This window comes from Roseivivax sp. CAU 1761 (assembly GCF_054482755.1).
Window position 1 is genome coordinate 172,891 of record NZ_JBTLRM010000001.1, and the last position, 24,313, is coordinate 197,203.

The 24,313-nt window shown below is 71.0% G+C and carries 20 protein-coding genes; 11 read left to right on the plus strand and 9 right to left on the minus strand.

Translation table 11 applies throughout. The features are described 5' to 3' along the window. The first annotated feature begins 15 nt into the window (after positions 1-15). On the plus strand, positions 16-2,094 hold the full coding sequence (gene paaZ / locus ACXYMW_RS00845) for a phenylacetic acid degradation bifunctional protein PaaZ (RefSeq protein ID WP_459033384.1): 2,079 nt from the start codon (positions 16-18) through the stop codon (positions 2,092-2,094). Between the two features lie 1,002 nt (positions 2,095-3,096). On the opposite strand, the gene ACXYMW_RS00850 is transcribed toward paaZ, so the two are convergent. The 3 genes from ACXYMW_RS00850 to paaI are packed head-to-tail and all read right to left on the minus strand — an operon-like array spanning position 3,097 to position 5,509. Continuing rightward, the gene (locus ACXYMW_RS00850) at positions 3,097-3,696 is read right to left on the minus strand and encodes a TetR family transcriptional regulator (RefSeq protein WP_459033385.1); all 600 of its coding nucleotides are present in this window, start codon (positions 3,694-3,696) and stop codon (positions 3,097-3,099) included. 38 nt (positions 3,697-3,734) lie between these two features. Continuing rightward, positions 3,735-5,045 (minus strand): phenylacetate--CoA ligase PaaK, encoded by a 1,311-nt coding sequence (gene paaK / locus ACXYMW_RS00855; RefSeq protein WP_459033386.1) that lies wholly within the window; start codon positions 5,043-5,045, stop codon positions 3,735-3,737. 23 nt (positions 5,046-5,068) lie between these two features. Then, positions 5,069-5,509 carry a hydroxyphenylacetyl-CoA thioesterase PaaI gene (gene paaI, locus ACXYMW_RS00860; protein WP_459033387.1) on the minus strand — a complete coding sequence of 147 codons (441 nt, stop codon included), beginning with the start codon at positions 5,507-5,509 and terminating at the stop codon, positions 5,069-5,071. A 144-nt stretch (positions 5,510-5,653) separates the two neighbouring features. On the opposite strand from paaI, the gene ACXYMW_RS00865 reads away from it, so the two are divergent. After that, entirely contained in the window at positions 5,654-7,588 is a 1,935-nt protein-coding gene (locus ACXYMW_RS00865) for a 3-hydroxyacyl-CoA dehydrogenase NAD-binding domain-containing protein (RefSeq protein WP_459033388.1), read from the plus strand. 87 nt (positions 7,589-7,675) lie between these two features. Here ACXYMW_RS00865 and ACXYMW_RS00870 read toward each other — a convergent pair whose 3' ends face one another. Then, entirely contained in the window at positions 7,676-9,490 is a 1,815-nt protein-coding gene (locus ACXYMW_RS00870; RefSeq protein WP_459033389.1) for an extracellular solute-binding protein, read from the minus strand. A gap of 332 nt (positions 9,491-9,822) precedes the next feature. On the opposite strand from ACXYMW_RS00870, the gene ACXYMW_RS00875 reads away from it, so the two are divergent. Beyond that, the gene (locus ACXYMW_RS00875; RefSeq protein ID WP_459033390.1) at positions 9,823-10,596 is read left to right on the plus strand and encodes a 3-hydroxybutyrate dehydrogenase; all 774 of its coding nucleotides are present in this window, start codon (positions 9,823-9,825) and stop codon (positions 10,594-10,596) included. 95 nt (positions 10,597-10,691) lie between these two features. Here ACXYMW_RS00875 and ACXYMW_RS00880 read toward each other — a convergent pair whose 3' ends face one another. After that, positions 10,692-11,366 (minus strand): HAD family hydrolase, encoded by a 675-nt coding sequence (locus tag ACXYMW_RS00880; protein WP_459033391.1) that lies wholly within the window; start codon positions 11,364-11,366, stop codon positions 10,692-10,694. A 321-nt stretch (positions 11,367-11,687) separates the two neighbouring features. On the opposite strand from ACXYMW_RS00880, the gene ACXYMW_RS00885 reads away from it, so the two are divergent. From ACXYMW_RS00885 to ACXYMW_RS00895, 3 genes are all read left to right on the plus strand, one after another. Continuing rightward, positions 11,688-12,800, plus strand: coding sequence for a Ppx/GppA phosphatase family protein (locus ACXYMW_RS00885; RefSeq protein WP_459033392.1), 1,113 nt, complete (start codon positions 11,688-11,690; stop codon positions 12,798-12,800). 102 nt (positions 12,801-12,902) lie between these two features. Continuing rightward, entirely contained in the window at positions 12,903-13,649 is a 747-nt protein-coding gene (locus ACXYMW_RS00890; RefSeq protein ID WP_459033393.1) for an RlmE family RNA methyltransferase, read from the plus strand. Continuing rightward, positions 13,646-14,116, plus strand: coding sequence for a lipocalin (locus ACXYMW_RS00895; protein WP_459033394.1), 471 nt, complete (start codon positions 13,646-13,648; stop codon positions 14,114-14,116). Before ACXYMW_RS00890 ends, ACXYMW_RS00895 begins: the two co-directional genes overlap by 4 nt. On the opposite strand, the gene betI is transcribed toward ACXYMW_RS00895, so the two are convergent. Then, a complete protein-coding gene (betI, locus tag ACXYMW_RS00900; RefSeq protein WP_459033395.1) occupies positions 14,113-14,685 on the minus strand; it encodes a choline-binding transcriptional repressor BetI in 573 nt (190 codons plus the stop codon). The two genes, ACXYMW_RS00895 and betI, sit on opposite strands and share 4 nt — an antisense overlap. A 197-nt stretch (positions 14,686-14,882) precedes the next feature. Between betI and choW the strand changes: the two genes are divergently transcribed. The 3 genes from choW to ACXYMW_RS00915 all read left to right on the plus strand — a co-directional run bounded on the left by choW (position 14,883) and on the right by ACXYMW_RS00915 (position 17,714). After that, positions 14,883-15,722 (plus strand): choline ABC transporter permease subunit, encoded by an 840-nt coding sequence (choW, locus tag ACXYMW_RS00905; protein ID WP_459033396.1) that lies wholly within the window; start codon positions 14,883-14,885, stop codon positions 15,720-15,722. Continuing rightward, on the plus strand, positions 15,719-16,756 hold the full coding sequence (gene choV / locus ACXYMW_RS00910) for a choline ABC transporter ATP-binding protein (RefSeq protein ID WP_459033397.1): 1,038 nt from the start codon (positions 15,719-15,721) through the stop codon (positions 16,754-16,756). The genes choW and choV overlap by 4 nt, the downstream gene beginning before the upstream one ends. 82 nt (positions 16,757-16,838) lie before the next feature. Continuing rightward, positions 16,839-17,714 carry a glycosyltransferase family 2 protein gene (locus ACXYMW_RS00915; protein WP_459033398.1) on the plus strand — a complete coding sequence of 292 codons (876 nt, stop codon included), beginning with the start codon at positions 16,839-16,841 and terminating at the stop codon, positions 17,712-17,714. Positions 17,715-17,718: 4 nt separating this feature from the next. Here the strand turns inward: ACXYMW_RS00915 and ACXYMW_RS00920 are convergent, their stop codons facing one another. The 3 genes from ACXYMW_RS00920 to ACXYMW_RS00930 all read right to left on the minus strand — a co-directional run bounded on the left by ACXYMW_RS00920 (position 17,719) and on the right by ACXYMW_RS00930 (position 20,624). Then, complete coding sequence (locus tag ACXYMW_RS00920) at positions 17,719-18,600, minus strand: alpha/beta fold hydrolase (RefSeq protein WP_459033399.1); 882 nt, start codon at positions 18,598-18,600, stop codon at positions 17,719-17,721. Further along, the gene (locus ACXYMW_RS00925; RefSeq protein ID WP_459033400.1) at positions 18,597-18,977 is read right to left on the minus strand and encodes a hypothetical protein; all 381 of its coding nucleotides are present in this window, start codon (positions 18,975-18,977) and stop codon (positions 18,597-18,599) included. Before ACXYMW_RS00925 ends, ACXYMW_RS00920 begins: the two co-directional genes overlap by 4 nt. Before the next feature lie 258 nt (positions 18,978-19,235). Then, positions 19,236-20,624 (minus strand): M20/M25/M40 family metallo-hydrolase, encoded by a 1,389-nt coding sequence (locus ACXYMW_RS00930; RefSeq protein ID WP_459033401.1) that lies wholly within the window; start codon positions 20,622-20,624, stop codon positions 19,236-19,238. 401 nt (positions 20,625-21,025) lie between these two features. On the opposite strand from ACXYMW_RS00930, the gene hemA reads away from it, so the two are divergent. Continuing rightward, complete coding sequence (gene hemA, locus ACXYMW_RS00935; RefSeq protein WP_459033402.1) at positions 21,026-22,249, plus strand: 5-aminolevulinate synthase; 1,224 nt, start codon at positions 21,026-21,028, stop codon at positions 22,247-22,249. A 144-nt stretch (positions 22,250-22,393) separates the two neighbouring features. Then, positions 22,394-24,073 carry a helix-turn-helix domain-containing protein gene (locus tag ACXYMW_RS00940; RefSeq protein ID WP_459033403.1) on the plus strand — a complete coding sequence of 560 codons (1,680 nt, stop codon included), beginning with the start codon at positions 22,394-22,396 and terminating at the stop codon, positions 24,071-24,073. The last annotated feature ends 240 nt before the right edge of the window (positions 24,074-24,313 follow it).

Here is a 24,313-nt window from a genome sequence, read left to right on the forward strand (position 1 = left end):
GAAAGGGAGATCGTCATGCTCGACACCGGAGCGCCCGCGCGCCGTCTCGAAAGCTATGTCTCGGGCGCCTGGCGCCCGGGCGCGGGTGACGGCAAGCCGCTGCGCGACGCCGCCACCGGCGCGGTCGTCGCCCATATCGGCGCCGAGGGGCTCGACATGGCGGCGGCGCTGGGCTGGGGCCGCGACACCGGCGGCCCGGCCCTGCGCCGCCTGACCCTGCACCAGCGCGCGCTGATGCTGAAGGAGATCGGCCTGCGGCTGATGGAGATGAAGGAGGAGTTCTACCTCGAGAACTTCCGCACCGGGGCGACGCGCAAGGACGGCTGGATCGACATCGACGGCGGCATCGGCACGATGCTGACCTTCGCCTCCCGGGCCCGGCGCGAATTTCCCAATGCCCGCGTGATCCCCGAGGGCCCGGTGGAGCCGCTGTCGAAGGATGCCAGTTTTTCGGCCCAGCATATCCTGACCCCGATGCGCGGCGTGGCGGTGCACATCAACGCCTTCAACTTCCCGGTCTGGGGCATGCTGGAGAAGATCGCGCCGTCGCTGATCGCCGGCATGCCCTGCCTGGTGAAGCCGGCCTCGCAGACCGCCTACCTGACCGAATTGGTGGTGCGCCGCATCCTCGAGATGGAGGTGCTGCCCCAAGGCGCGCTGCAGCTGGTCTGCGGCTCGGTGGGCGACCTGCTCGACCACGTGACCGGGCAGGACGTGGTGACCTTCACCGGCTCGGCGGCGACGGGGCGCAAGCTCAAGGCGCATCCGGCGGTGGTGGAGAACGCCACCCGCTTCACCATGGAGGCCGACAGCCTGAACGCCGCCATCCTCGGCCCCGAAGCCGGGCCGGGCACGCCGGAGTTTGACCTCTTCGTCAGGGAGGTGGCGCGCGAGGTCGGCGTCAAGGCGGGGCAGAAATGCACCGCCATCCGCCGCGTCATCGTGCCCCGCGCCCACGAGGCGGCGCTGATCGAGGCGCTGGGCGCGCGGCTGGCCGACACGCCGGTGGGCCTGCCGGACGACGACCGGGTGCGGATCGGCGCGCTGGCCTCGCTGGGCGAGCGCGACGGCGTGCGCGCCAAGATCGCCGAACTGGCGCGCGAGGCCGAGATCGTCTCGGGCGATCCCGACGGCCCAGTGTGCGTCGTCTCGGGAGATCCCGAGACGGGCGCCTTCCTCAACCCGGTGCTGCTGCGCTGCCCCGACCCAATGAATGCCCGCGCGCCGCACGAGGTCGAGGCCTTCGGCCCGGTCGCCACGGTGATGGCCTATGACGACGCCGAGGAGGCGGTGGCGCTGGCGGCCAAGGGCAAGGGCAGCCTCGTCTCCTCGCTCTTCACCGACGATCCGGCGGTGGCGGCCGAGATCGTCTGCGGCCTCGCGCCGTTCCACGGCCGGGTGCTGATCGGCAACCGCGCCTCGGCCAAGAGCTCCACCGGGCACGGCTCGCCGCTGGCGCCGCTGGTCCATGGCGGCCCGGGCCGGGCGGGGGGCGGCGAGGAGATGGGCGGCATGCGCGGGGTGAAGCATTTCATGATGCGCACCGCCGTGCAGGGCGCGCCGCATCTGCTGACCGCGGTCACCGGGCAATGGTCCGACGGCGCCGCCGCCGAGACCGGCGAGCACCCGTTCCGCAAGTCGCTTGAGACCCTGCGTCTGGGCGATCAGGTGGTCACCGAGGCGCGCGAGATCACCGCCGAGGATGTCGAGCATTTCGCCCATTTCACCGGCGACACCTTCTACGCCCACATGGACAGCACCGCCGCCCGGGCCAACCCGTTCTTCGACGACCGGGTGGCGCATGGCTATCTCATCGCCTCCTTCGCCGCCGGGCTCTTCGTGCAGCCCGACCCGGGGCCGGTCCTGGCCAATTACGGCGTCGACAACCTGCGCTTCCTGACGCCGGTCTATTTCGGCGACAGCCTGCGGGTGCGGCTGACCTGCAAGGAGATCAACCCGCGCGAGGGCGCGGTCTACGGCGAGGTGCGCTGGGATTGCCGGGTCAGCAACCAGCACGACGAGGTGGTGGCGCAATACGACGTGCTGACCATGGTGGCGAAGTCCTGGCCGCTGCCCGAGGACGCCGAGGTCTGAGGGGGCGGGGGCTCCCGGGGGGCCTCCTTCCTGCCGAGGGTGCGGCGTACCTTCGACGGTGCGGACCGGTCGGGGGCGTCGCGGTCCGGACGGACGAGCAGGCAGAGGGACGCGGTCGGATGGTCCGTGTCCCCGGCGCGGAATCAAGGCCGCAGGCCACCGCGCATCGCCGGGCCGCCCCCCGGCCCGGCGATCTGGTGGGGCTGGGTGCTCAGCTTCGATGGTCTTCGGACCTGGCCGGGATAAACCAAGGGATTCCAGGGTCGGGATCGCCGCGCCGCGGCCCGTCGCTGCGCGGCTCAGCTCTGAATCTTGGAGGGCAGGAAAGGGCCCTGGGCAGGCCTCGAGGCGGCCTGTCTGGATCCGCAACATCACCGGCGAGGGGCTCGTCGATCCCGCCGAACCCTCACGCATGTCGACGCGACCGGCGCTTGGGCAAGGCACCCGGCGCGGAAGCAAGGTTGCAGGCCGCCGCGCATCGCCGGGCCGCCCCCCGGCCCGGCGATCTGGCAGGGCTGGGCGCGCAGCTTCGGCCGGATAAACCAAGGGATTCCAAGGTCGGGATCGCCGCGCCGCGGCCCGTCGCTGCGCGGCTCCGCTCTGCGGCTGGAAGGGCAGGACGGGCCCTGGGAAGTCCTCGAGGCGGCGTGTCAGGATTCGCAACATCACCGGCAAGGGGCTTGGCGATGTCGTCCGAACGTTGCCCAGATCGGCGCGACCAGCGGTCGGGCAAGGCCCCCGGCGCGGAATCACGGCCGTCAGGCCGCCGCGCATCGCCGGGCCGCCCCCGGGCCCGGCGATACGGTGGGGCTGGGCGCACAGCTTCGATCGACTTCGGATCTGGCTGGGATAAATCGAGGAATTCCCCGGTCGGGATCGCCGCGCCGCGGCCCGTCGCTGCGCGGCTCCGCTCTGCGGCTGGAAGGGCAGGGCCCCGGGCGGCCGGTCCCGCGCCGACACGCACCCCGCAGAGCGATGAGCCCGGCCAAGACCGGCGCGTTGTCACTCGAGCCCGCGGATCCCGCCCAGGACGAGGTCGGTGGCGAGGTCGGCATAGGCCGCGCGGGTCAGCGCGCCGCCGTCGCGGAACCACATATAGGCCCAGTTTAGCATGCCGAAGAGCGACATGGTCACCGCCGTCAGCCGCGGCACCGGGCCACTGGCGAGGTCCGGCCGCAGCGCCTCCAGCGCGGCCGCGACGCGGGCCACGATGCGGCGCTCGAGCACCCGGATCGCGGCGCGGTCGGCCGGCGGCAGGGCATCCGCCGCGCTGAGCTGCACGCGGTGGAAATCGTCGGCCCCGCGATAGACGTCGAGCACCCCGCGGACCAGCCGGCGGAGCCGCAGTTCCGGCGCCAGGCCGGGCTCGTCGAGCGCCTCCAGCGTGGCGTCGAGCCGCTCCAGATGGGTCGCGATGATGGCGTAGATCAGCACGTCCTTGGAGGGGTAGTAATGGTAGAGCAGGGATTTCGAGACCCCGGCCGCGGCGGCGATCTGCGCCATCGAGGCCTTCTCCATGCCCTGCTCGGCAAAGACCCGGGCGGCCTCGAGCAGCAGGCCGTACTTCTTCTCGGCGAAATCGGCGGCGCGGGTGCGGGCCATGGCTCAGCCCCCGCCGCCCGGACTGGGCCGCGCCCCGGTCATTCCGCCGGGCGGTTGTCGACGACGCGCTTGGCCTTGCCCTCCGACCGCGCCACCTGGCCGGGATCGTGCACCACGACCTTGCAGGACACGCCGACCACCGACTTGACGTGATGCACCAGTTCTTTGGCCGCGGCGTCGCGGGAATCGGCGCCGCCCTGGTCGGGCAGGCATTCGACATGCACCACCATGGCGTCCATGCGCCCCGACCGGGTCAGCTCGATCTGGAAATGCGGCGCCAGCCCGCGGCATTTCAGCAGCTGCTCCTCGATCTGGGTCGGGAAGACGTTGACGCCGCGCAGGATGATCATGTCGTCGGAGCGGCCGGTGATCTTCTCCATCCGCCGCATTGTGCGCGCCGTGCCCGGCAGGAGCCGGGTCAGGTCGCGGGTGCGGTAGCGGATCATCGGCAGGCCTTCCTTGGTCAGCGTGGTGAAGACCAGCTCGCCCAGCTCGCCGTCGGGCAGCACCGCGCCGGTCTCGGGGTCGATCACCTCGGGGTAGAAGTGATCCTCCCAGACATGGAGCCCGTCCTTGGTCTCGACGCATTCGTTGGCGACGCCCGGCCCCATCACCTCCGAGAGGCCGTAGATGTCGACGGCATGCATGTCGAAGGCCTGCTCGATCTCGCGCCGCATCGAATCGGTCCAGGGCTCGGCGCCGAAGATGCCGACCTCGAGCGAGCAGTCCCGCGGGTCGCGGCCCTGGCGGCGGAATTCGTCGAGGATCGACAGCATGTAGGACGGCGTCACCATGATGATGCGGGGCTTGAAGTCGGTGATCAGCGTCACCTGCCGCTCGGTCATGCCGCCGGAGACCGGCACCACCGTGCAGCCCAGCCGCTCGGCGCCGTAATGCGCGCCCAGCCCGCCGGTGAAGAGCCCGTAGCCATAGGCGATGTGGCAGATGTCGCCGGGCCGCCCGCCGGAGGCGCGGATCGAGCGCGCCACCATGTCCGACCAGATCTCGATGTCGCGGCGGGTATAGCCGACCACGGTGGGCTTGCCGGTGGTCCCCGAAGAGGCGTGGATGCGCACGATCTCCTCGCGCGGGGCGGCGAACATGCCGAACGGGTAATTGTCGCGCAGGTCCTGCTTCACCGTGAACGGGAACTTGGCCAGATCGGGGAGCGCCCTGAACTCGTCCGGGTGTACGCCCGCGGCGTCGAAGCGGGCGCGGTAGAACGGCGAATTGTCGTAGGCGTGGCGCAGCGACCAGGCCAGACGCTCGGTCTGCAGCGCCGCGATCTCGTCGCGGCTGGCGGTCTCGATCGGATCGAGGATGTCGCGGGGCGGGGTGAGATCCTTCATGTCGTCCTCCCTCGGGGCAAGCGTCACCCGGCCGCGCCGGTCTGGTTCAGGATGGGCTGTCCGAGGCTGCGCGCATGGCCGCGGAACTCCGCGATCACGGTGCCGTCGGCGCGGCTGACCCGCACGTCGTAGAGCCCGGAGCGGCCGCGCCGCGAGATCTCGCGCGCCTCGGCGGTCAGCTCGTCGCCCAGCGCTCCGGGCACCAGGTAGGTGACCGAGCAATGCTGCGCCACGGTGACCTGGTCGTAGGTGTTGCAGGCAAAGGCGAAGGCGCTGTCGGCGAGGGTGAAGATGTAGCCGCCATGCATGTTGCCGTGGCCGTTGGTCATCTGGTCGGTGACCGTCATGCGCAGCCGCGCCGCGCCCGGGGCGACATGGTCGAGCACCATGCCGAGCCGCTTCGAGGCGCTGTCGTCGTTCCACATCGCCGCCGCGCAGGCGCGCGCCAGTTCCTCTGCCGTCACTCGAGATCCTCCCTCGCCGCCCCGGCTCCCCCCGGCGCGCGTTGCCGCAAGATGTCATAAACCGTCCGACCGGTCAATGATTGTGCATATATCGCTTTCGTGGCAAGTCTGGCGCCGAGGAGTTCGGATTTGGGGGAGAGGCCGATGCCGGTTCTGACCATTCGCCGCGAGAGCGGGATCGCCGTGGTGACGCTCGACAATCCGCCGGTCAACGCGGTTTCCGCGGCGGTCCGGCAGGCGCTCTGGGACGCGGTGGCCGAGCTCGACGCCGACGAGGCGGTCCGCGGCGTGGTGCTGGCCTGCGCCGGGCGCACCTTCATCGCCGGCGCCGACGTGCGCGAGTTCGGCCAGCCGCCGGTGGAGCCGCACCTGCCCGATGTCGTGGACCGCATCGAGGGCGCCGCGACGCCCTGGTGCGCGGCGATCCACGGCAGCGCGCTGGGCGGCGGGTTCGAGATCGCCATGGGCTGCCGCTTCCGGGTCGCCGCGGCCGATGCAAGGGTGGGGCTGCCGGAGGTCAATCTCGGCATCGTTCCGGGCGCCTCGGGCACGGTGCGCACGCCGCGGCTGGCCGGGCTGCCGGCGGCGGTCGAGCTGGTCACCGGGGGCACGCCCTGGGGCGCCGAACGGGCCCGGGAGGCGGGGCTGCTCGACGAAGTGGTCGAGGGCGAGCTGGTGGCCGGCGCGGTCGAGTTCCTGCGCGCCGCGCTGGAGCGCGACCTGCCGACGCCGGTCTCCGAACGCCCGGTCGCGGCGCAGCCGGACAGCTTCTGGGAGGCGGCGCGCAAGGCCGCGGCCAAGCCCGGCCACCAGGCCCCGCTGAAGGCGCTCGACTGCCTGCGCGGCGCCGCGGAGGACGATTTCCGCACCGCCCTGGCGCGCGAGCGCGAGACCTTCTTGGCCTTGCGCGAGTCCGACGAGGCGGCCGCCCTGCGGCACGTCTTCTTCGCCGAGCGCGCGGTCTACCGGCCGGCGGCGATCGAGGGCGTGACGCCGCGCAAGGTCGCGCGGCTGGGCGTCGTCGGCGGCGGCACGATGGGCGCGGGCATCGCCGCGGCCGGGCTCCTCGCGGGGCTCGCGGTCACCATGGTCGAGCGCGACGCCGAGGCCGCATCGGCCGGGCGCGACCGGGTGCTGGCGATCCTCGACGGCGCCGCCAAGCGCGGCAAGCTCGATACCGGCGCCCGCGCCGCCGCCGAGGCCGCCTTCACCGCCGGCGCCGATTACGCCCTGATGGCCGAGGCCGACCTCGTGGTGGAGGCGGTGTTCGAGGAGATCGGCGTCAAGCGCGCGGTCTTTGCGGCGCTGGCCGAGGCCTGCCGCGCGGATGCCATCCTCGCCACCAACACCTCCTATCTCGATCCCCGCGCCATCGCCGAGGGCCTGCCCGGGCCCGAGCGCTTCATCGGCCTGCACTTCTTCAGCCCGGCCCATGTGATGAAGCTGCTCGAGATCGTGCCGGTCCCCGAGACCGCGCCCGAGGTGCTGGCTGCGGCCTTCGCCCTGGCCAAGCGGCTGGGCAAGATCCCGGTCCAGGCGGGGATCTGCGAGGGCTTCATCGGCAACCGCATCCTGCAGCGCTACCGCCGCGACGGCGAGGCGCTGGTCGAGGCCGGGGTGGCGCCGGCCGAGATCGACGCCGCGATCAAGCGCTTCGGCTTCCGCATGGGGCTGTTCGAGATGCAGGATCTGGCCGGTCTCGACATCTCCTTCGCGCAGCGCGAGGCGGCGCGGACGGCCGGCCGCGACATCCCCGAGACGCTGGGCGACATCCTCGTCCGGGCCGGGCGCAAGGGCCAGAAGACGCAGGCCGGCTGGTACGATTACGCCGCGGGCGACCGCCGCCCGCAGCCCTCCGCCGCGGTCGCGGAGCTGCTGTCCGGCCGCGTCGCCCCGGCGCGCGAGATGGACCCCGAGGAGATCGCCCGAAGGCTCTTCGGCGGCATGGCCGAGGAGGGCGCGGCGATCCTCGAGGAGGGCATCGCCGAGCGCGCCTCCGACATCGACCTCGTGGAGATCCACGGCTACGGCTTCCCGCGCTGGAAGGGCGGCCCGATGTTCTGGTCCGGGCGCGGGTGAGCGGCGGGGGAGGGGCGCTGCCCCTCTTGCGCGGCGGGCCGCGCAATTCACCCCGGGATATTTCCGCTCAGAAGAAGGCCCCGGGAGTCATTCCTCGTACCACCAGACGTCGGGGTGGAAGTTCAGGAAATCGCCGTAGATCGGCAGGGTGTCGGGGTAGTGCAGGTTGGCGTCGTGGGCGATGCGGCTCTCGCGCCACTGGTAGATCGGGATGACGTAGCGCCCGGTGGTCAGCACCCGGTCGAGCGCCCTTGTCGCGGCGACGAAATCCTCGCGGCTCTCGGCGGTCAGCAGGGTGTCGATCAGGGTGTCGATGGCCTTGTTGCGGGCGCCCATCCAGTTCATCGAGCCCGGCTGGTCGGCGGCCGCCGACCCCCAGTAGAGCTTCTGTTCGGTGCCCGGGCTCAGCGACAGGCCGCGGGTGTAGTAGGTCATGTCGAAGGCGAAGGCGTTGGTGCGCTCGGCGAACTGGGCGCTGTCGACGAGGTCGATCCCGGCGCGGATGCCGAGGCGTTCCAGCGCCTGGACGTAGAGATCGACGATCGAGGCCATCTCCGGGCTGCCCTGGGGCAGCAGGATGCGGAAGGCGAAGGGCTCGCCGGCGGCGTTGCGCAGCACCCCGCCCTCGACCTGCCAGCCGGCCTCCTCGAGCAGCTGCGTGGCGCGGCGCAGGCTGCCGCGGTTGCGCGCCGTGCCGTCGCCCTCGGGGAGGTCGTAGCCTTCGAGGGCGCCAGGCAGCAGGTGGTCGGAGAGCGGCTCGAGCAATTCGCGCACCCGGCCCTCGGCCGGGCCCGGCTGCATGCCGAGCATGGAATTGGAGAAATACGAGGTGATGCGCGGCTGCCGGCCGCCGGTCATCGTCTCGTTGATGAATTCGAAGTTGAAGGCCTGGATCAGCGCCTCGCGCACGCGCCAGTCGTCGAACGGCGCCCGGCGGGTGTTCATCACGAAGCCGGTGATCCCGGTCGGGCGCTGATGCGGGATCTCCGACAGCACGATCTCGCCGCGCTGGACGGCGGGGAAATCGTACTGGGTGGCCCATTTCTCGGCGTTGGTCTCGCGCAGGGAGGTGATCTGGCCGGCCTTGAAGGCCTCGAACAGCACCTGCGCGTCGGCGTAGAATTCCATGCGGATCTCGTCGAGATTGGCCTGGCCCCGCATGAAGGGCAGGTCGGCGCCCCAGTAATCGGGGTCGCGGCGCAGGGTGACGTAGCGCCCCGCCTCGAAATCCTCGACCACGTAAGGAGCGGTGGCGATGGGGATCACGTCGAGCCCCGATTCGGCGAAGCTTTTTCCCTCCCATTGCGCCTTCTTGAGGATCGGCCGCATGCCGATCAGCAGCGCCAGTTCGCGGTTCGGGTCGTTGAAGGTGAAGCGCAGCGTGCGCGGCCCGGTCTGCTCCATCGCCTCGACCTGGGACCAGATGCCGCGATAGCGCGGATGGCCCTCGGTGCCGAGCGTCTCGTAGGACCACATCACGTCCTCGATCGTGACCGGGCTGCCGTCGGAGAAACGCGCCTCTTCGCGCAGGGTGAAGGCGATCCAGGAGCGGTCCTCGGCCACGTCGAGCGATTCGGCCAGCAGCGGGTAGAGCGTGAAGGGCTCGTCGTAGCTGCGCCCCATCAGGCTCTCATAGGCCAGGAAGCGCAGCTGCCAGGGCGTGCTGCCCTTGAGGATGTGCGGGTTCAGGCTGTCGAAGCTGCCGGTCTCGCCGAGCACGATGCGGCCGCCCTTGGGAGCGTCGGGATTGACGTAGGGAAGGGCCTCGAAATCCGGCGGCAGGGCCGGCTCGCCATACATGGCGATGCCGTGCTGCGGCTCGGCGGAGGCGGGGCCGGAGAGCGCGGCCAAGGCCAGGGCGATCCCCGTGCCGCACAACTTAAGGTAATAAGCGAGGCGCATTTCGGCGACGATCCTTTCCGGGCGGCGGGATTGGGCGGGTGCCGCCCCCGTGTCTATCGGCGCTTCCGTGGCTAATCAAACTTTTAGCTTGGATTCCTGATCGGGAGGGTCTATGTATGAAGCACTGCTCGATAGGTTTCTTGCCTGTATGAAACCTGCCTCAATAACTTAACGCCGGCCTCGTGCCGGCGTTTTTTTTGGTCGGCCGGTCGGGCGGGCCGATCCGGCCGGACCCGGTGCACGGGGGCATGCGGAGGGCGCACGGGGCGGCTTTCCTCCGCGGCGCGGCGTGATACCTTCGCGCCTGCAGCAAGCCAGAGGAGCCGCAGACCATGTCGCTGAAGGGAAAGCAAGCCGTCGTCACCGGGTCGAATTCCGGCATCGGGCTCGGCATCGCCGAGGAGCTGGCGCGGGCCGGGGCCGACGTGGTGCTGAACTCGTTCACCGACCGCGACGAGGACCACCGGCTGGCCGAGGAGATGGCGGCGCGCCACGGCGTCGCGGTGCGCTACGTCCGGGCCGACATGTCGAAAGGTGCCGAATGCCGGGCGCTGATCGCGGCGGCGGGGCGCTGCGACATCCTGGTGAACAATGCCGGCATCCAGCACGTGGCGCCGATCGACGAGTTCCCCGAGGACAAATGGGACGCGATCATCGCGATCAACCTAAACTCGGCCTTCCACACCACCGCGGCGGCGCTGCCGCTGATGCGCGCGGCCGGGTGGGGGCGGGTGATCAACGTGGCCTCGGCGCACGGGCTCACCGCCTCGCCCTACAAGGCGGCCTATGTCGCGGCCAAGCACGGCATCGTCGGCATGACCAAGGTGGTGGCGCTGGAGACCGCGCGCGAGGCGATCACCGCCAACGCGATCTGCCCGGGCTACGTGAAGACCCCGCTGGTCGAGGCGCAGATCCCCGACACCGCGAAGAAATACGACATGAGCGAGGCGGAGGTGATCGAGAAGGTCATCCTCGACCGCCAGCCCTCGAAGGAGTTCGCCACCGTCGAGCAGCTGGGCGGGCTGGCGGTGTTCCTGTGCTCGCCCGCAGCGGCGCAGATGACCGGCACGACGCTGTCGGTGGATGGCGGCTGGACGGCGCTCTGAGGGCGCGCGGGCCGCGGGACCTCCGCGGTCCGGTCCGGCGGAGCCCGGCCCGGGCGGGCCGGGCGCGTCGGGCGCGGGGCGTTCGGGCGCGGCGCTCAGCCGGCGCCGGGCGGGCGGCGGCCCTCTTCCAGCGCCGCGAGGATCGGCTCGAGACGGGGATCGGCGAAGTCCTTCAGGCAGGCCTGGGCGCCGGCCTCGCGCAGCCGGTCCGGGGCCAGGCTCGAGCCCATGCCGATGGTGAAGGCGCCGCTGGCGCGCGCCGCGCGCAGCCCCGAAGGGCTGTCCTCGAAGGCCAAAGCGCGCGACGGCGCCACGCCCAGCGCCGCCATCGCCGCGCGGTAGGGCGCGGGGTCGGGCTTGGGCCGCGCCGCCTCGTCGCCGATCACCAGATGGGTCAGGCGTTCGGAAAGCCCCAGCGCCGCCAGCATCGCCTCGGCATTGGCGCGCGGCGCGTTGGTGACCACGGCGCAGGGCCAGCCCCGGGCTTCGGCGCGGTCGAGCAGGGCCGTCAGCCCGGCCACCGGCGGCACCCGGGCCGGCAGGCGGGCGCGGAACAGCGCCTCCTTCTCCTCGCCCAGGGCCTGCGCGTCCTGTCCCGGGAAGGCCTCGGCGAAGATGTCGGGATTGTGCCGGCCGTGGATGTGCCGGAGGTAATGCGCCTCGTCGATCTCGCGCCCCAGGCGGGCGAAGAACTCCCGGAACACCGCGACATGCAGCGGGTCGGAATCGATCAGCGTCCCGTCGAGATCGAAGAGCAGGGCAAGGGTCATGGGGCGGGCCTCCGGGCCGGAACGGACGGCGCTGCATAGCCGGAGCGGGCCGGGGCGGCAACCGCCGGCCCCGGGCGGCGCCGCGGCGGGCACCGCGCCCGATGGGCCCCGGAGTCGCCGGTCCGGGCGGCCGGCGCGCCGCTTGCGCCGGGCCATCGCCGATCCCCGGCGCGGCGCGCGTCCGCGGCATGCGAAACGGCGGATTCTCGTTTGATCCCATATGCCTGCGCGATGCCCCTCATCCCGCCGCCGCGTCAGGCTTGCGCGGTGCGGCGCGGCGTAATAACGTGAAGCCAAGTTGAAATCGGAAAGGCGCATGTCATGGCGCCAGAGCGTCCCGGTGGTGCGGGCGCTTTCCCGAAACCGGTCGAGAGCTCCGCGCCCGATACCCCGGATTCGAGCGAGCTGTATGCCGCGCTGGATCTGGGCACGAACAGCTGTCGCATGCTGATTGCCCAACCCAAGGGCAGTCAGTTCCATGTGGTCGACAGCTTCTCGAAATCCGTGCAGCTGGGCCACGGGCTCGAGCGCACGGGGCGGCTGTCGCGTGCCTCGATGGGGCGCACGGTGGCGGCGCTGAGGGTCTGCCAGCAGAAGATCCGGCGCCACAACGTCAAGCGCATGCGGCTGGTGGCCACCGAGGCCTGCCGCCGCGCCCTCAATGCGAGGGGCTTCATCAAGCAGGTGCGCCGCGAGACCGGGCTGCAGCTCGAGATCATCCAGCCCGAGGAGGAGGCCCGGCTGGCGGTGATCTCCTGCGCGCCGCTGGTCTCCACCCGCACCGAGCAGCTCCTGGTGGTCGATATCGGCGGCGGCTCCACCGAGCTGGTCTGGATCGACCTGTCCTCGGTGCCGCAGCGCGAGCGCCCGCGGGCGATCATGCGGCTGCATGCCGGCTTCCACACCGTCGACAGCCCGTTCCCCGCCGCCAAGGTGGTGGACTGGATCTCGGTGCCGCTGGGCGTGGCGACGCTGCGCGACCAGTTCTCCGACGTCGAGGACGACGCCGCGCGCTACGCGCTGATGTCGTGGTATTTCGAGGAGAACCTGGCCGAGTTCGCGCCCTACAAGGACGAGCAGCGGCGCGAGGGCTTCCAGATCGTCGGCACCTCCGGCACGGTGACCACGGTGGCGGCCTCGCATCTCGGGCTGAAGCGCTACGACCGCACCAAGGTGGACGGGCTGCGCATGACCTCGGACCAGATCGAGACGGTGATCCGGCGCTATCTCGAGCTCGGCCCGGACGGGCGGCGGCGCGATCCGCGCATCGGCCAGGACCGGCAGGCGCTGATCATGTCGGGCGCGGCGATCCTGCAGGCGCTGCTGCGCTGCTGGCCGACCGACCGGCTGTCGGTGGCCGATCGCGGCCTGCGCGAGGGGCTGCTCTACGCCCAGATGACCGCCGACGGGGTGCTCGAGAACGCGCCGATCTGAGGCCTGCCGGCGCGCGGCGCTTGCACCTTCGGCGCCGGGGGCGGTAAGCCGGCGGACGGCTTTCAGCAAGGCGGGCGCGGCACGGCCCGAGAGGCGGACGAGATGGCGAAGAAACCCAGCGGCAAGAACACTTCCGGACGCGGCGAGCGCGACCTCAAGGTCAAGGTCAAGACGGCGCGCGGGCGCAAGCTGTCCTCGACCCGCTGGCTGCAGCGCCAGCTCAACGATCCCTACGTGAAGCGCGCCCGGGCCGAGGGCTACCGCGGCCGCGCCGCCTTCAAGATTCTCGAGCTCGACGAGCAGTTCCGCTTCCTGGTGCCGGGGGCGCGGGTGGTCGATCTGGGCTGCGCGCCGGGCGGCTGGTGCCAGGTCGCGGTGGCCCGCGTCAACGCGCTGGGCGAGAAGTCGGGCAAGGCCCGCGGCACCGTGCTGGGCATCGACCTGCAGGAGGTCGAGCCTATCGCCGGCGCCGAGATCCACCAGCTCGACTTCCTCGAGGACGGCGCCGACGACAAGGTCAAGGACTGGCTCGGCGGGCCGGCGGACGTGGTGATGTCGGACATGGCGGCGTCGTCCTCGGGGCACAAGCAGACCGACCATCTGCGCATCGTGGCGCTCTGCGAGGCCGCCGCGGAGCTGGCCTTCGACGTGCTCGAGGAGGGCGGCACCTTCGTTGCCAAGGTGCTGGCGGGCGGCGCCGAGGACAGCCTGCAGAAGATCCTCAAGCAGAACTTCACCAAGGTCGCCAACGTCAAGCCGCCGGCCAGCCGCGCCGATTCGTCGGAGAAGTTCGTGGTGGCGACCGGTTTTCGCGGCCGCCGCGCCGGCGGCGAAGGCGCCGAGGCGTGACGCCGCGCCGCGCCCGCTGGGGCACCGTGCTGGCGCTGGCGCTGCTCGCCGCTTGCGCGCGGAACCCCGAGAGCCCGGTGCCGTCCCCCGCGGCGGCGGGGCTGCGCGATCCCGCGGCCCCGGTGGCGGCGCAGGTCGATGCCGGGCCCGAGCGGCTGGCCGGCGAGTGGCGGGTCGTGCAGGGGGCCGGCCTGCCGCCCGGCGCCGCTTTGCGCTTCGCGCCGGGCCGGGTGACCATCGCCGGCACCGAGCATGCCCTCGACACGCTGGGCCCGGGGCGCTTCGCGGTGGCCGGCCGGCCGCTCTGGGTGCATTGGCTCGACGCCGATGCCCGCACCGCGGCGCTGGGCGATCCGGGCGGGGCCTGGGTCTTCGTGATCGACCGCGAGGGCCGCCCCGGCGAGCGGCTGGCCGCGGCGCGCACCATTCTCGACTGGTACGGCTACGACCTCGGCGCGCTGCGCTAGCGCGCCAGTTCCGCCACCAGCGCGTCGAGCATCTGCGCCTCGGCGCCGGCGCTGTCGACCACCTTGCGGTTCAGCGCGCAGCGCAGGTAGAGCCCGTCGATCAGCGCCGCCAGCCGCACGGCCGAGCGCTCCGCGGCGGCGCGGCCGCCGAGCAGCGGCGCCAGGTCGTGCACCAGGTTGGAATGCAGGCGGCGGTGATAGAGCGTCAGCAGGCGCTGCGCCTCGGCCGAGGTCTGCGCCAGAACGTAGAAGTTCAGCCAGGCCGCCACCGCGCCGTCGCGGAAATTGCCCGGCGCGAAGCTCGCGCGGAGCACCGCCTCGATGCGGCCGCGCGGCGAGGTCGCGGCGCGCAGGGCGGCGCGGATCTCGGTGCCGTAATCGCGCAGGATGGCGCGCATCGCGGCCAGAAACAGCGCCTCCTTGTCGCCGAAATAGTGGAAGGCCAGCCCCGGCGAGACGCCGGCGCGCCGGGCGATCTGGCCCACCGTGACGTTCAGCGTGCCGGTTTCGCCGATCTCGCGGATGGTGGCGGCGATCAGGTCGCGCCGGCGCACGAGCTCTTTTGCCATCTCTCTGACGCGCCTCCGAAGAATTCTGTTGCAGGGCGGATCGTATTGAACGATTAATTGACTCGTCAATCAACTTTTGTCGCCCGGGCCGGGCAAGGTGGCCCACCCTGCCACGCCGCGGGGCGGGCGCCAAGCGGCGGGGCCGGGACGGCGCCCAACACGACGCGAAGCATCACGACGCGAAAGGGGGACGGCACGTGCTCGACTGGCTGACCGACAACAAGATCCCGGTGGGCGAGGCCGCGGAGACGGTCTTCGACTGGATCCGCGCCCATGGCGGCTGGCTGCTGGACGGGCTCTCCCTGGCCATGGAGGTGCTGATCGACAGCATTCTCTGGGTGCTCGAGACGCCGCATCCGCTGATCGTCATCGCGGCCTTCGTGGCGCTCACCTGGGGGCTCCAGCGCAACTGGAAGATCGCCGCCTTCGTGGCGGTGGGCTTTCTCTTCATCCTCAACCAGGATTACTGGGAGGAGACGCTGGAGAGCCTGACGCTGGTGATCTCGGCCTGCGTGGTCTGCATGGGGGTGGGCGTGCCGATCGGCATCGCCGCGGCGCACCGGCCGAAGCTCTACACCGCGCTGCGCCCGGTGCTCGACCTGATGCAGACCCTGCCGACCTTCGTCTACCTGATCCCGGCCATCGTGTTCTTCGGCATCGGCATGGTGCCGGGGCTGATCGCCACGGTGATCTTCGTCGTCCCGGCGCCGATCCGTCTGACCTATCTCGGCGTCGCCTCGACGCCGCAGGCGCTGCTCGAGGCGGCCCGCGCCTTCGGCGCCACGCCGCGGCAGGTGCTGTGGAAGGTCGAGATGCCCTCGGCCTTTCCGCAGATCATGGCCGGGCTCAACCAGACCATCATGTTGTCGCTGTCGATGGTGGTGGTGGCGGCGCTGGTCGGTGCCGACGGGCTCGGTGTGCCGGTGGTCCGGGCGCTCAACCAGGTCAACACCGCGCTCGGCTTCGAGAGCGGCTTCGTGATCGTCGTCGTCGCCATCATGCTCGACCGGATGCTCAATGTGGGAGACCGCAAATGACCGCCGCCGTGAAGATCGACAACGTCTCCATCGTGTTCGGCGACCAGCCCGAGCAGGCCCTGCCGCTGATGGACGAGGGACTTGACCGCGCCACCATCCAGCAGCGCACCGACCAGGTGCTGGGGGTGCACGATTGCTCGGTCGCGGTCGAGGAGGGCGAGATCCTCGTCCTGATGGGGCTTTCGGGCTCCGGAAAGTCCACATTGCTGCGCGCGATCAACGGCTTGAACCCCGTCGTTCGGGGAAAGGTCGAGGTCAATGACGGCGGCCGCATGGTCGATGTCACCCATGCCAGCGCGGCCGAGCTGCGGCGCATCCGGCTGCAGCGCGTGGCCATGGTGTTCCAGCAATTCGGCCTGCTGCCCTGGCGCAGCGTGCGCGAGAATGTCGGGCTCGGGCTGGAGCTCGGCGGCATGTCCCGGGCCGAGCGCGGCGAGAAGGTCGACCGCCAGCTCAAGCTGGTCGGGCTCGACGGATGGGGCGACCGCAAGGTGGGCGACCTCTCGGGCGGCATGCAGCAGCGCGTGGGCCTGGCCCGTGCCTTCGCCACCGAAGCGCCGATCCTGCTGATGGACGAGCCGTTCTCGGCCCTCGACCCGCTGATCCGCACCAAGCTGCAGGACGAGCTTCTGGAATTGCAGCGCGAGCTCAAGCGCACCATCGTCTTCGTCTCCCACGACCTCGACGAGGCCTTCAAGATCGGCAACCGGATCGCCATCATGGAGGGCGGACGGATCGTCCAGCTGGGGCGTCCGCAGGAAATTTATGCCAATCCAGCAGACGATTACGTGGCGGAGTTCGTGGCGCACATGAACCCTCTGGGGGTGCTCTGCGCGCGCGACGTGATGGGGCCGGGCGACGGTCCCTGCGCTGCTCGGATCGCCGCCGACAGCCCCGTCGCGGCGGTGATGGAGGCGCTTGCCAAGGGCGGCGGCCCGCTCGGCGTCGAGGAGGATGGCCGCGTCATCGGCACGGTGGACGGGCCCGGCGTGATGCGCCGCCTGATCGACCCGCGCGGCGCCCAGCCCGGCTGACCCCGGCGCGGTTGCCGGGCGGCCCGCCCGGGTCTAGCCTGCCTTACGGGCAGGGCACCAGGCAGGCAGGGACCGGAACGGGATGGCACAGATCCGCGCCGCGGCGATCACCATGGTGCGGGACGATCCCGAATTCCTCGCCCTGTGGCTGCGCCATTACGGCACCGCCTTCGGGCGCGAGAACTGCTACATCGTCAATCACGGCCGCGAGCCGGCGGTCGCGGCTCTCGCCGCGGGCTGCAACCTGATCGGCATTCCCGGCGATCCGCATCCCAAGTTCGACGCCAAGCGCTGGCGGCTCCTGAACGGGCTGGTGGCGGGGCTGTCGGCCTATACCGATTTCGTCGTGGTGGGCGATGTCGACGAACTGGTCGTGGCCGACCCGGCCAGCGGCCTCGACCTCCTCGGCTACCTGGCCACGCTGAAGCGCCGTGCCGTGCACACGCCGCTCGGGCTCGAGGTCATCCACCGCCCGGAGCTCGAGCCGGCCCCGCTTGGCGACCGGGTGCTGGGCCCGCGCCGCCATGTCCGGCTGGCGCCGCACTACTCCAAGCCCTGCGTGCTGGGCCTCGGCAGCAAGATCGCCCGCGGCGGCCATTTCACCCAGCACGAGACGCTGAGCACGCCCGAGCATCTCTATCTGCTGCACCTGAAATACTGCGACCTCGACCTCTATCGGCGCACCATGGACCGGCGCAACGCGCTGGTCGCGGCGACCGGGGCGGGAATGCAGGAGGCGATGATCGGCCGGCACTGGTTCGCCGAGGCGCGCGGCGAGGATGCCGCCCTCTTCGCCGATTTCGCCCGGCTCGAGATGCGCGACGGGTTCCGCACCGCCTGGGCGCGCCGCAAGATGCACGACAGCTGGGCGCCGCGGGAGAACGGGCTCTGGGCCTTCGCGCGGCCCGACTACCGGCTGCAATACCGCCTCCCCGAGCGGTTCGACGGGCTGGTCTGACGGCTCAGAGCACGTAGCGCGAATGGAACGAGATCAGCGCCGCGGCGGTGGCGCCGGGCGCCTGGTCGGGGAAGAAATGCCCGCCCGGCATGGCGCCGTGGGTCATGTCCGCCAGCCGGTCGCGCCAGGTCGCGGCGACGTCGAGCCGCCGCGCCATGGCGCCGTCGGCGCCGTAGAGCACCTGGGCCGGGCTGCGGACCTGCCGTCCCAGATCGGCCGCGTCGGCCGGCAGGTCGACATCGATCGCCGCCCGGTAATCGTCGCACATCGCCCGGATCGCCGCCGGGTCGCGCCAGCAGCGCCGGTACTCGGCCAGCAGGTCGGGGGCGAAATCCTCCAGGCTGGCTTTGCCGAATCCCAGCAGGCAGCGTTCGAAATAGGCGTCGGGATCGTGGCCGATCAGGGTCTCGGGGAAGGGCGCGGGCTGGGCCAGGAAGAACCAGTGGTAATAGGCCCGGGCGACATCGTGGCTCAGCGTGGTCAGCAGGTGATGCGTCGGCACGATGTCCATAAGGGTGAGCGAGCCGATCCGGTCGCCGGCATCGAGCGCCATGCGGTGCGCGGTGCGGGCTCCGCGGTCGTGGCCGGCAAGATGGAAGCGCGCGAAGCCCAGCGCGGTCATCAGCGCCAGCATGTCGGCGCCCATTGCGCGGAAGCTCATCGCCGCGGCGCCGGTCTCTTCGGGCGGCGCCGGGCTGTCGCCGTAGCCGCGCAGATCGGCCGCGATCACCGTGAAGTGCCGCGCCAGTTGCGGCAGGAGCGGGCGCCACATCGCCCGCATCTGCGGAAAGCCGTGCAGCAGCAGCAGCGGCGGGCCGTCGCCGGCGCGCTCATAGGCGATGCGCTGGCCGTCGAGATCGATCCTGTGCGGCGCCGCCGCTGTCACCGATTGAGTGCCGTCACGAAGGCCACCTTCTCCAGCGAGATGCCCATGGTGTCCTCGACCTTACCGTTTGCGGCCGAGAGCAGCGAGCGCGAATTGTCGTCGATCAGGGTGAGGCCGAAATCGACCATCCCGGGCGGCGTGTAGATCACCGCCAGCGCCCCCAGCACGCCGCCGAGCAGCGGGCCGCTCGGACCGCGCGCCCCCCGCGGCCGCAGCAGGAAGCGGCCGATATGCAGCAGGATGAGGATCGCCGAGACCGCCAGAAGCGCGCCGAGCGCCGCCATGACGATGTTCTGGCCCGCCGGGGTCAGCACGCTCTGCGCCAGGCTGTCCCGGAGGTAATCTTGGTTCCTGGCCAGTCCGGCGACGAGATACATCCATCCGAACCCGGCCAGCGCCCAGGGCAGGACCCGGGGCCGTGGCGTCGGGCGTCTTGGCCGCCCGCCGCTCTGCGCAAAGTGAGGATCGACGCGGCTTACCCGCCGCTTGAAATCCTCGATGGTTTGTTTTTTGACTGCGTATCCCATGCAATTGAGGATTGTTGAGGAATATGGCGGGATCATGTTCAGAACCCGCCAAGATCGTGCATTACGGTATTTCCCGTATCCTCATGTCTACCTTGGGTTGTTCTGCATTCAGCCCACATTACCTGACGTCAGCGCTTCGAGAATCCGGGCCCAGCTGCGGATGCCGCGATGGAAGCTCTCGACATCGTATTTCTCGTTCGGGCTGTGCAGCGCGTCGTCGTCCTTGGCAAAGCCGATCAGCATGGCGTCCATGTCGAGCAGGCGCTTGAAATGCCCGGCCACCGGGATCGACCCGCCGGACCCCACGAAGGCGGCTGGATCCGGCCATTCGTCCGACAGCGCCCGGCGCGCGGCCTCGAAGCCGGGGTGGTCGGTGGCCATGGTGGAGGCGCGCGACGCGCCGTGGCCGTGGAACTCCAGCGTGCAATCCTCCGGCACCTGCTCGGCCACCCAGGCGCGGAAGGTCTCGCGAATGGCGTGCGGGTCCTGCTCGCCCACCAGTCGGAAGCTGACCTTGGCGGAGGCGCGCGACGGCAGCACGGTCTTGAAGCCGTCGCCGGTATAGCCGCCCTGGATGCCGTTGATCTCGGCCGTGGGCCGTGACCAGATGGTCTCGAGCGCGGTCCGGTCGGCCTCGCCCGCGGGGTGGCGCAGGCCGACCTCGCCGAGAAAGCCCGCGGCGTCGAACTCGAGCCCGCGCCATTGCGCGGCGATCTCCTCGGGTAGGTCCGGCACGCCGTCGTAGAAGCCCGGCAGGGTGACGCGGCCGGCATCGTCGTGGAGCCGGCCGAGGATGCGCGTCAGAACCCGGATCGGGTTCATCGCCGGGCCGCCATACATGCCGGAATGCAGGTCCTTGTCGGGCCCGGTGATGACGATCTCCTCGCCCAGGAGGCCGCGCAGCATGGTGACGATGGCCGGGGTGCGGCTCTGGAACAGGCCGGTGTCGCAGATCAGCGCCAGATCAGCGGACAGCTCCTCTGCATTCTCCTTCAGGAACGGCACCAGCGAGGGCGAGCCGGATTCCTCCTCGCCCTCGAAGAAGAAGGTGATGCGGCAGGGCAGGCGGCCGTCATGTTCCGCCGCCCAGGCCCGGCAGGCCTCCACGAAGGTCATCAGCTGGCCCTTGTCGTCCGAGGCGCCGCGGCCGCGGATCACCCGGCCCTTGGGCGTGTCCTCGAGCGCCGGGTCGAAGGGGTCGCGCCGCCAGAGCTCGATCGGGTCCACCGGCTGCACGTCGTAATGGCCGTAGAACAGCAGGTGCGGCCCGTCGCCAGGCACCTGGCCGACGACCATCGGGTGGCCCGGGGTGGGCCGCTTCTCGGCCGCTACCCCGAAGGAGGCGAGATCGGCCACCAGCCAGTCGGCGGCGCGGTCGCAATCGCCGCGATAGGCGGGATCGGTGGAGATCGACGGGATGCGCAGGAGGTCGAGAAGCCGGTCGGTGGCGGCGGGCAGGTCGGCGTCGATGCGGGAGAGAACGGCGTCAAGCGTCATGCGCGAATGGCTCCTTCGGGGATGGTTGCGCGCGAGGCTAGCAGCGGCGCCGGCACTGTCCAGTGGCGGCCCAGTGGCGGCGCCCGGGGACCGGTTGGCGCGCGGGCGGCCGCATTCCCGGGTCGCGCCGCGCCACGTTCGCGTTACCGACCTTTGCCGCACTGGCCCCGCAAGCCCGGATCTGGTTGGCTGGACTCTGAGGAGGCCGGCCCCGCGTCGGGGTCGGAAAGGGTGAGGAGAGGAAGTTTCCGATCGGCACGCCGGCGGGGTCCGCCTGCGACGACGCGTCCCGCCGCGGCGGTTGCCTGAGGCGCAGCGAGATTATATTCATTCCAAACTGGAGAGACGGCCGTCGGCCGCCGCAGGGCGGGCGTAAGCGCTGCAAGACACAGGAGGGCCGGGTGGACTACACCTTGCAACTCGATCGCGCCATCACGCGGTTGCACGAGGAGGGGCGCTACCGCACCTTCATCGACATCGAGCGTCGGCGGGGCCACTACCCGCACGCGACCTGGACCCATTCCGACGGCAGCGAATCCCCGATCACCGTGTGGTGCGGCAACGATTATCTCGGCATGGGGCAGCATCCCGCGGTGCTCGAGGCGATGCATGCGGCACTGGACTCGACCGGCGCCGGGTCGGGCGGCACGCGCAACATCTCCGGCACCACGGTCTACCACAAGCAGCTCGAGGCCGAGCTGGCGGATCTGCACGGCAAGGAGGCGGCGCTGCTCTTCACCTCCGCCTACATCGCCAACGACGCCACGCTGTCGACCCTGCCGCGGCTGTTTCCCGGCCTGATCATCTATTCCGACGCGCTGAACCATGCCAGCATGATCGAGGGCGTGCGCCGCAACGGCGGGGCCAAGCGGATCTTCCGGCACAACGACGTCGACCACCTGCGCGAGCTGCTGGCCGCCGACGATCCGGCCGCGCCCAAGCTCATCGCCTTCGAGTCGGTCTATTCCATGGACGGCGATTTCGGCCGCATCGAGGAGATCTGCGATCTCGCCGAGGAATTCGGCGCGCTGACCTATATCGACGAGGTCCATGCCGTCGGCATGTACGGCCCGCGCGGCGGCGGCGTCACCGAGCGCGACCGGCTGGCGCACCGCATCGACATCATCAACGGCACGCTGGCCAAGGCCTACGGCGTGATGGGCGGCTACATCGCCGCCTCGGCGAAGATGTGCGACGCCATCCGCTCCTACGCGCCGGGCTTCATCTTCACCACCTCGCTGCCGCCCTCGGTGGCGGCCGGGGCGGCGGCCTCTGTGGCGCATCTGAAACACGACCAGGCGCTGCGCGACCGCCACCAGACCCAGGCCCGCATTCTGAAGACCCGGCTCAAGGCGATGGGCCTGCCGCTGATCGACCATGGCAGCCATATCGTCCCGGTGATCGTCGGCGACCCGATCCACACCAAGAAGCTTTCCGACATGCTTCTCGAGGGTTACGGCATCTACGTGCAGCCGATCAACTTCCCCACCGTGCCGCGCGGCACCGAGCGGCTGCGCTTCACCCCCTCGCCGGTCCACGGCCCGGACGAGGTCAACCGGCTGGTGCGCGCAATGGACGAGCTCTGGGCACATTGTGCGCTGAATCGTGCCGAGTTGAGCGCCTGATACCGGATACACTGTCCAAATCCCGGCGGTGTGCTATTCTGCCCTGAACGAGAGCGCGACTCGTGGGTCTCCGGTTGAGGGACCCCGCGAAAGGCGCGCCACGGGCAGGCTTGGGACATCGTCGGTGAGGGTAGGGCAGCCGCTATGAGTTCGCGGACCAGCTGGGCGCAATCGAAAAAGCCGGATGAGACCCCGCGCAGCTTCGACGATTTCGAGCTGCGCCTGGGCGACGTGATGCGCGGCGAACGCGCCACGATGGGCAAGTCGCTGCTCGACGTGCAGCGCGAATTGCGCATCAAGGCGAGCTACATCGCGGCGATCGAGAATTCCGACCCCACGGCCTTCGACACGCCCGGGTTCATTGCCGGCTACGTGCGCTCCTATGCCCGCTATCTCGGCATGGACCCCGACGAGACCTATGCCGCCTTCTGCTCGGAGAGCGGCTTTGCGGTGGCGCATGGCATGTCGGCGCAGGCCTCCAGCGTGAAGCGGCCGAAGCCCGAGCCCGCGGCCAAGGCGCCGGTGGCGCGCGATCCCTTCACCCAGCCCGCGCTGCCCTTCGCGCCGCATTCGGATTCGCTGCTGTCGCGGATCGAGCCCGGTGCCATCGGCTCGATGTTGGTGCTGGTGGCGCTGATCGGCGGCATCGGCTACGGCGGCTGGACAGTGCTCCAGGAGGTCCAGCGGGTCCAGGTCACGCCGGTCGACCAGACCCCGGTGGTGCTGTCCGATCTCGACCCGGTGGCCGAGGATGCGCAGCCCGAGGACGCGTCCGGGGAGGCGGTCGAGACCGCCGGGGCGGGGCCGTTCTCGCCGCCCTCGAACGAGGCGCTCGACCGGCTCTACCGGCCGCAGGCGCTCGACGTGCCGGTTCTGGTGGCGCGCGACGCGCCGATCTCCACCCTCGACCCGAGCCGCGTCGGCGTCTTCGCCCAGGCGCGGGAGACCGAACTGCCGGCGGTGCAGCCCACCGGCACCGCCGCCGAGGCGGTGACCCAGCAGCTGGCCGGCGCGCTCGGCAGCCTGGCGCCCGAGGCGGCGCTCGGCGTGGGGACCGGCGGCGGCGCCGACGGCGTCACCCTGATCGCGGTGCGCCCGGCCTGGGTGCGGGTGACCGGTCCGGAGGGCACGCTCTACGAGGGCATCATGAATGCCGGCGACACCTGGACGCCGCCCGCCGGCGCCGCGCAGCCGATCCTGCAGGTCGGCGAATCCGGCGCCATCTATTTCGCCGTGGACGGCGAGGCCTATGGCCCGGCCGGCCCGCGCGGCACCGTGACCTCGGGCATCCGCCTGACCGAAAGCGAACTGACGCAGCGCTTCGAGACCGCCGATCCCGCCGCCGACGCCGATTTCCAGCGCGTCGCGGGCGAGCTCGGCCCGGTCTCGCCGCTGGTGCGTCGGGTCGCGGAGGCCGAGGCGGTGCCAGGCCAGCCGCGGGTGCTCGAACAGGGCGCCGGCGGCGTCACCATCGTCGCCACCGCGGAGGCCTGGGTGCGGGTCCGCGATGCCGGCGGCACCACGCTCTACGAGGCGGTGATGCGGCCCGGCGACACCTGGCAGGTGCCGCAGATGGAGCAGGCGCCGACGATCCGCACCGGCAATGCCGGGGCGATCTACTTCGCCGCCAACGGGCAGACCTACGGGCCCTATGGCAGCAACGGCGCCATCGCCGACAACCTCGCCCTGTCGGGCGTGCAGGTTGCCGAGTCGCTGCAGACGGCCGATCCGGCGCAGAACCAGACCCTGGCCAAGGTGGTGGCCGAGCTCGCCACCCCCGCCGCCGCCCCCGAGCCCGCCGGCGCCGCCGACAGCGCCCAGTAAGGGGCGCTGCCGGGTCCGTGAAAGGCGGGCAGGGTGGGCGGAGCGCCGAGCCACTGGCCTGTGGCTGGCCCGGGGCACGGAAAGGGCGAACCTTGGCCTTTCAGAGCGACGCCGCGCATCGCCAGGCCGCGGCGATGCCGACCGCGAAATCCCTCGCTTTGTCCCTGCCAAGTCCGGAGAAGCCGGAAGCTGAGCGCCAAGCCAAACAATTCGCCGGGAAAGGGGGCGGCCCGGCGATGC

Bases quoted from the DNA above. Each gene is read 5' to 3' on its own strand.
- paaZ (WP_459033384.1), top strand. From the start codon at position 16: ATGCTCGACACCGGAGCGCCCGCGCGCCGTCTCGAAAGCTATGTCTCG.
- ACXYMW_RS00850 (WP_459033385.1), bottom strand. From the start codon at position 3,696: ATGGCCCGCACCCGCGCCGCCGATTTCGCCGAGAAGAAGTACGGCCTG.
- paaK (WP_459033386.1), bottom strand. From the start codon at position 5,045: ATGAAGGATCTCACCCCGCCCCGCGACATCCTCGATCCGATCGAGACC.
- ACXYMW_RS00865 (WP_459033388.1), top strand. From the start codon at position 5,654: ATGCCGGTTCTGACCATTCGCCGCGAGAGCGGGATCGCCGTGGTGACG.
- ACXYMW_RS00870 (WP_459033389.1), bottom strand. From the start codon at position 9,490: ATGCGCCTCGCTTATTACCTTAAGTTGTGCGGCACGGGGATCGCCCTG.
- ACXYMW_RS00875 (WP_459033390.1), top strand. From the start codon at position 9,823: ATGTCGCTGAAGGGAAAGCAAGCCGTCGTCACCGGGTCGAATTCCGGC.
- ACXYMW_RS00880 (WP_459033391.1), bottom strand. From the start codon at position 11,366: ATGACCCTTGCCCTGCTCTTCGATCTCGACGGGACGCTGATCGATTCC.
- ACXYMW_RS00885 (WP_459033392.1), top strand. From the start codon at position 11,688: ATGGCGCCAGAGCGTCCCGGTGGTGCGGGCGCTTTCCCGAAACCGGTC.
- ACXYMW_RS00890 (WP_459033393.1), top strand. From the start codon at position 12,903: ATGGCGAAGAAACCCAGCGGCAAGAACACTTCCGGACGCGGCGAGCGC.
- betI (WP_459033395.1), bottom strand. From the start codon at position 14,685: ATGGCAAAAGAGCTCGTGCGCCGGCGCGACCTGATCGCCGCCACCATC.
- choV (WP_459033397.1), top strand. From the start codon at position 15,719: ATGACCGCCGCCGTGAAGATCGACAACGTCTCCATCGTGTTCGGCGAC.
- ACXYMW_RS00915 (WP_459033398.1), top strand. From the start codon at position 16,839: ATGGCACAGATCCGCGCCGCGGCGATCACCATGGTGCGGGACGATCCC.
- ACXYMW_RS00925 (WP_459033400.1), bottom strand. From the start codon at position 18,977: ATGTATCTCGTCGCCGGACTGGCCAGGAACCAAGATTACCTCCGGGAC.
- ACXYMW_RS00930 (WP_459033401.1), bottom strand. From the start codon at position 20,624: ATGACGCTTGACGCCGTTCTCTCCCGCATCGACGCCGACCTGCCCGCC.
- ACXYMW_RS00940 (WP_459033403.1), top strand. From the start codon at position 22,394: ATGAGTTCGCGGACCAGCTGGGCGCAATCGAAAAAGCCGGATGAGACC.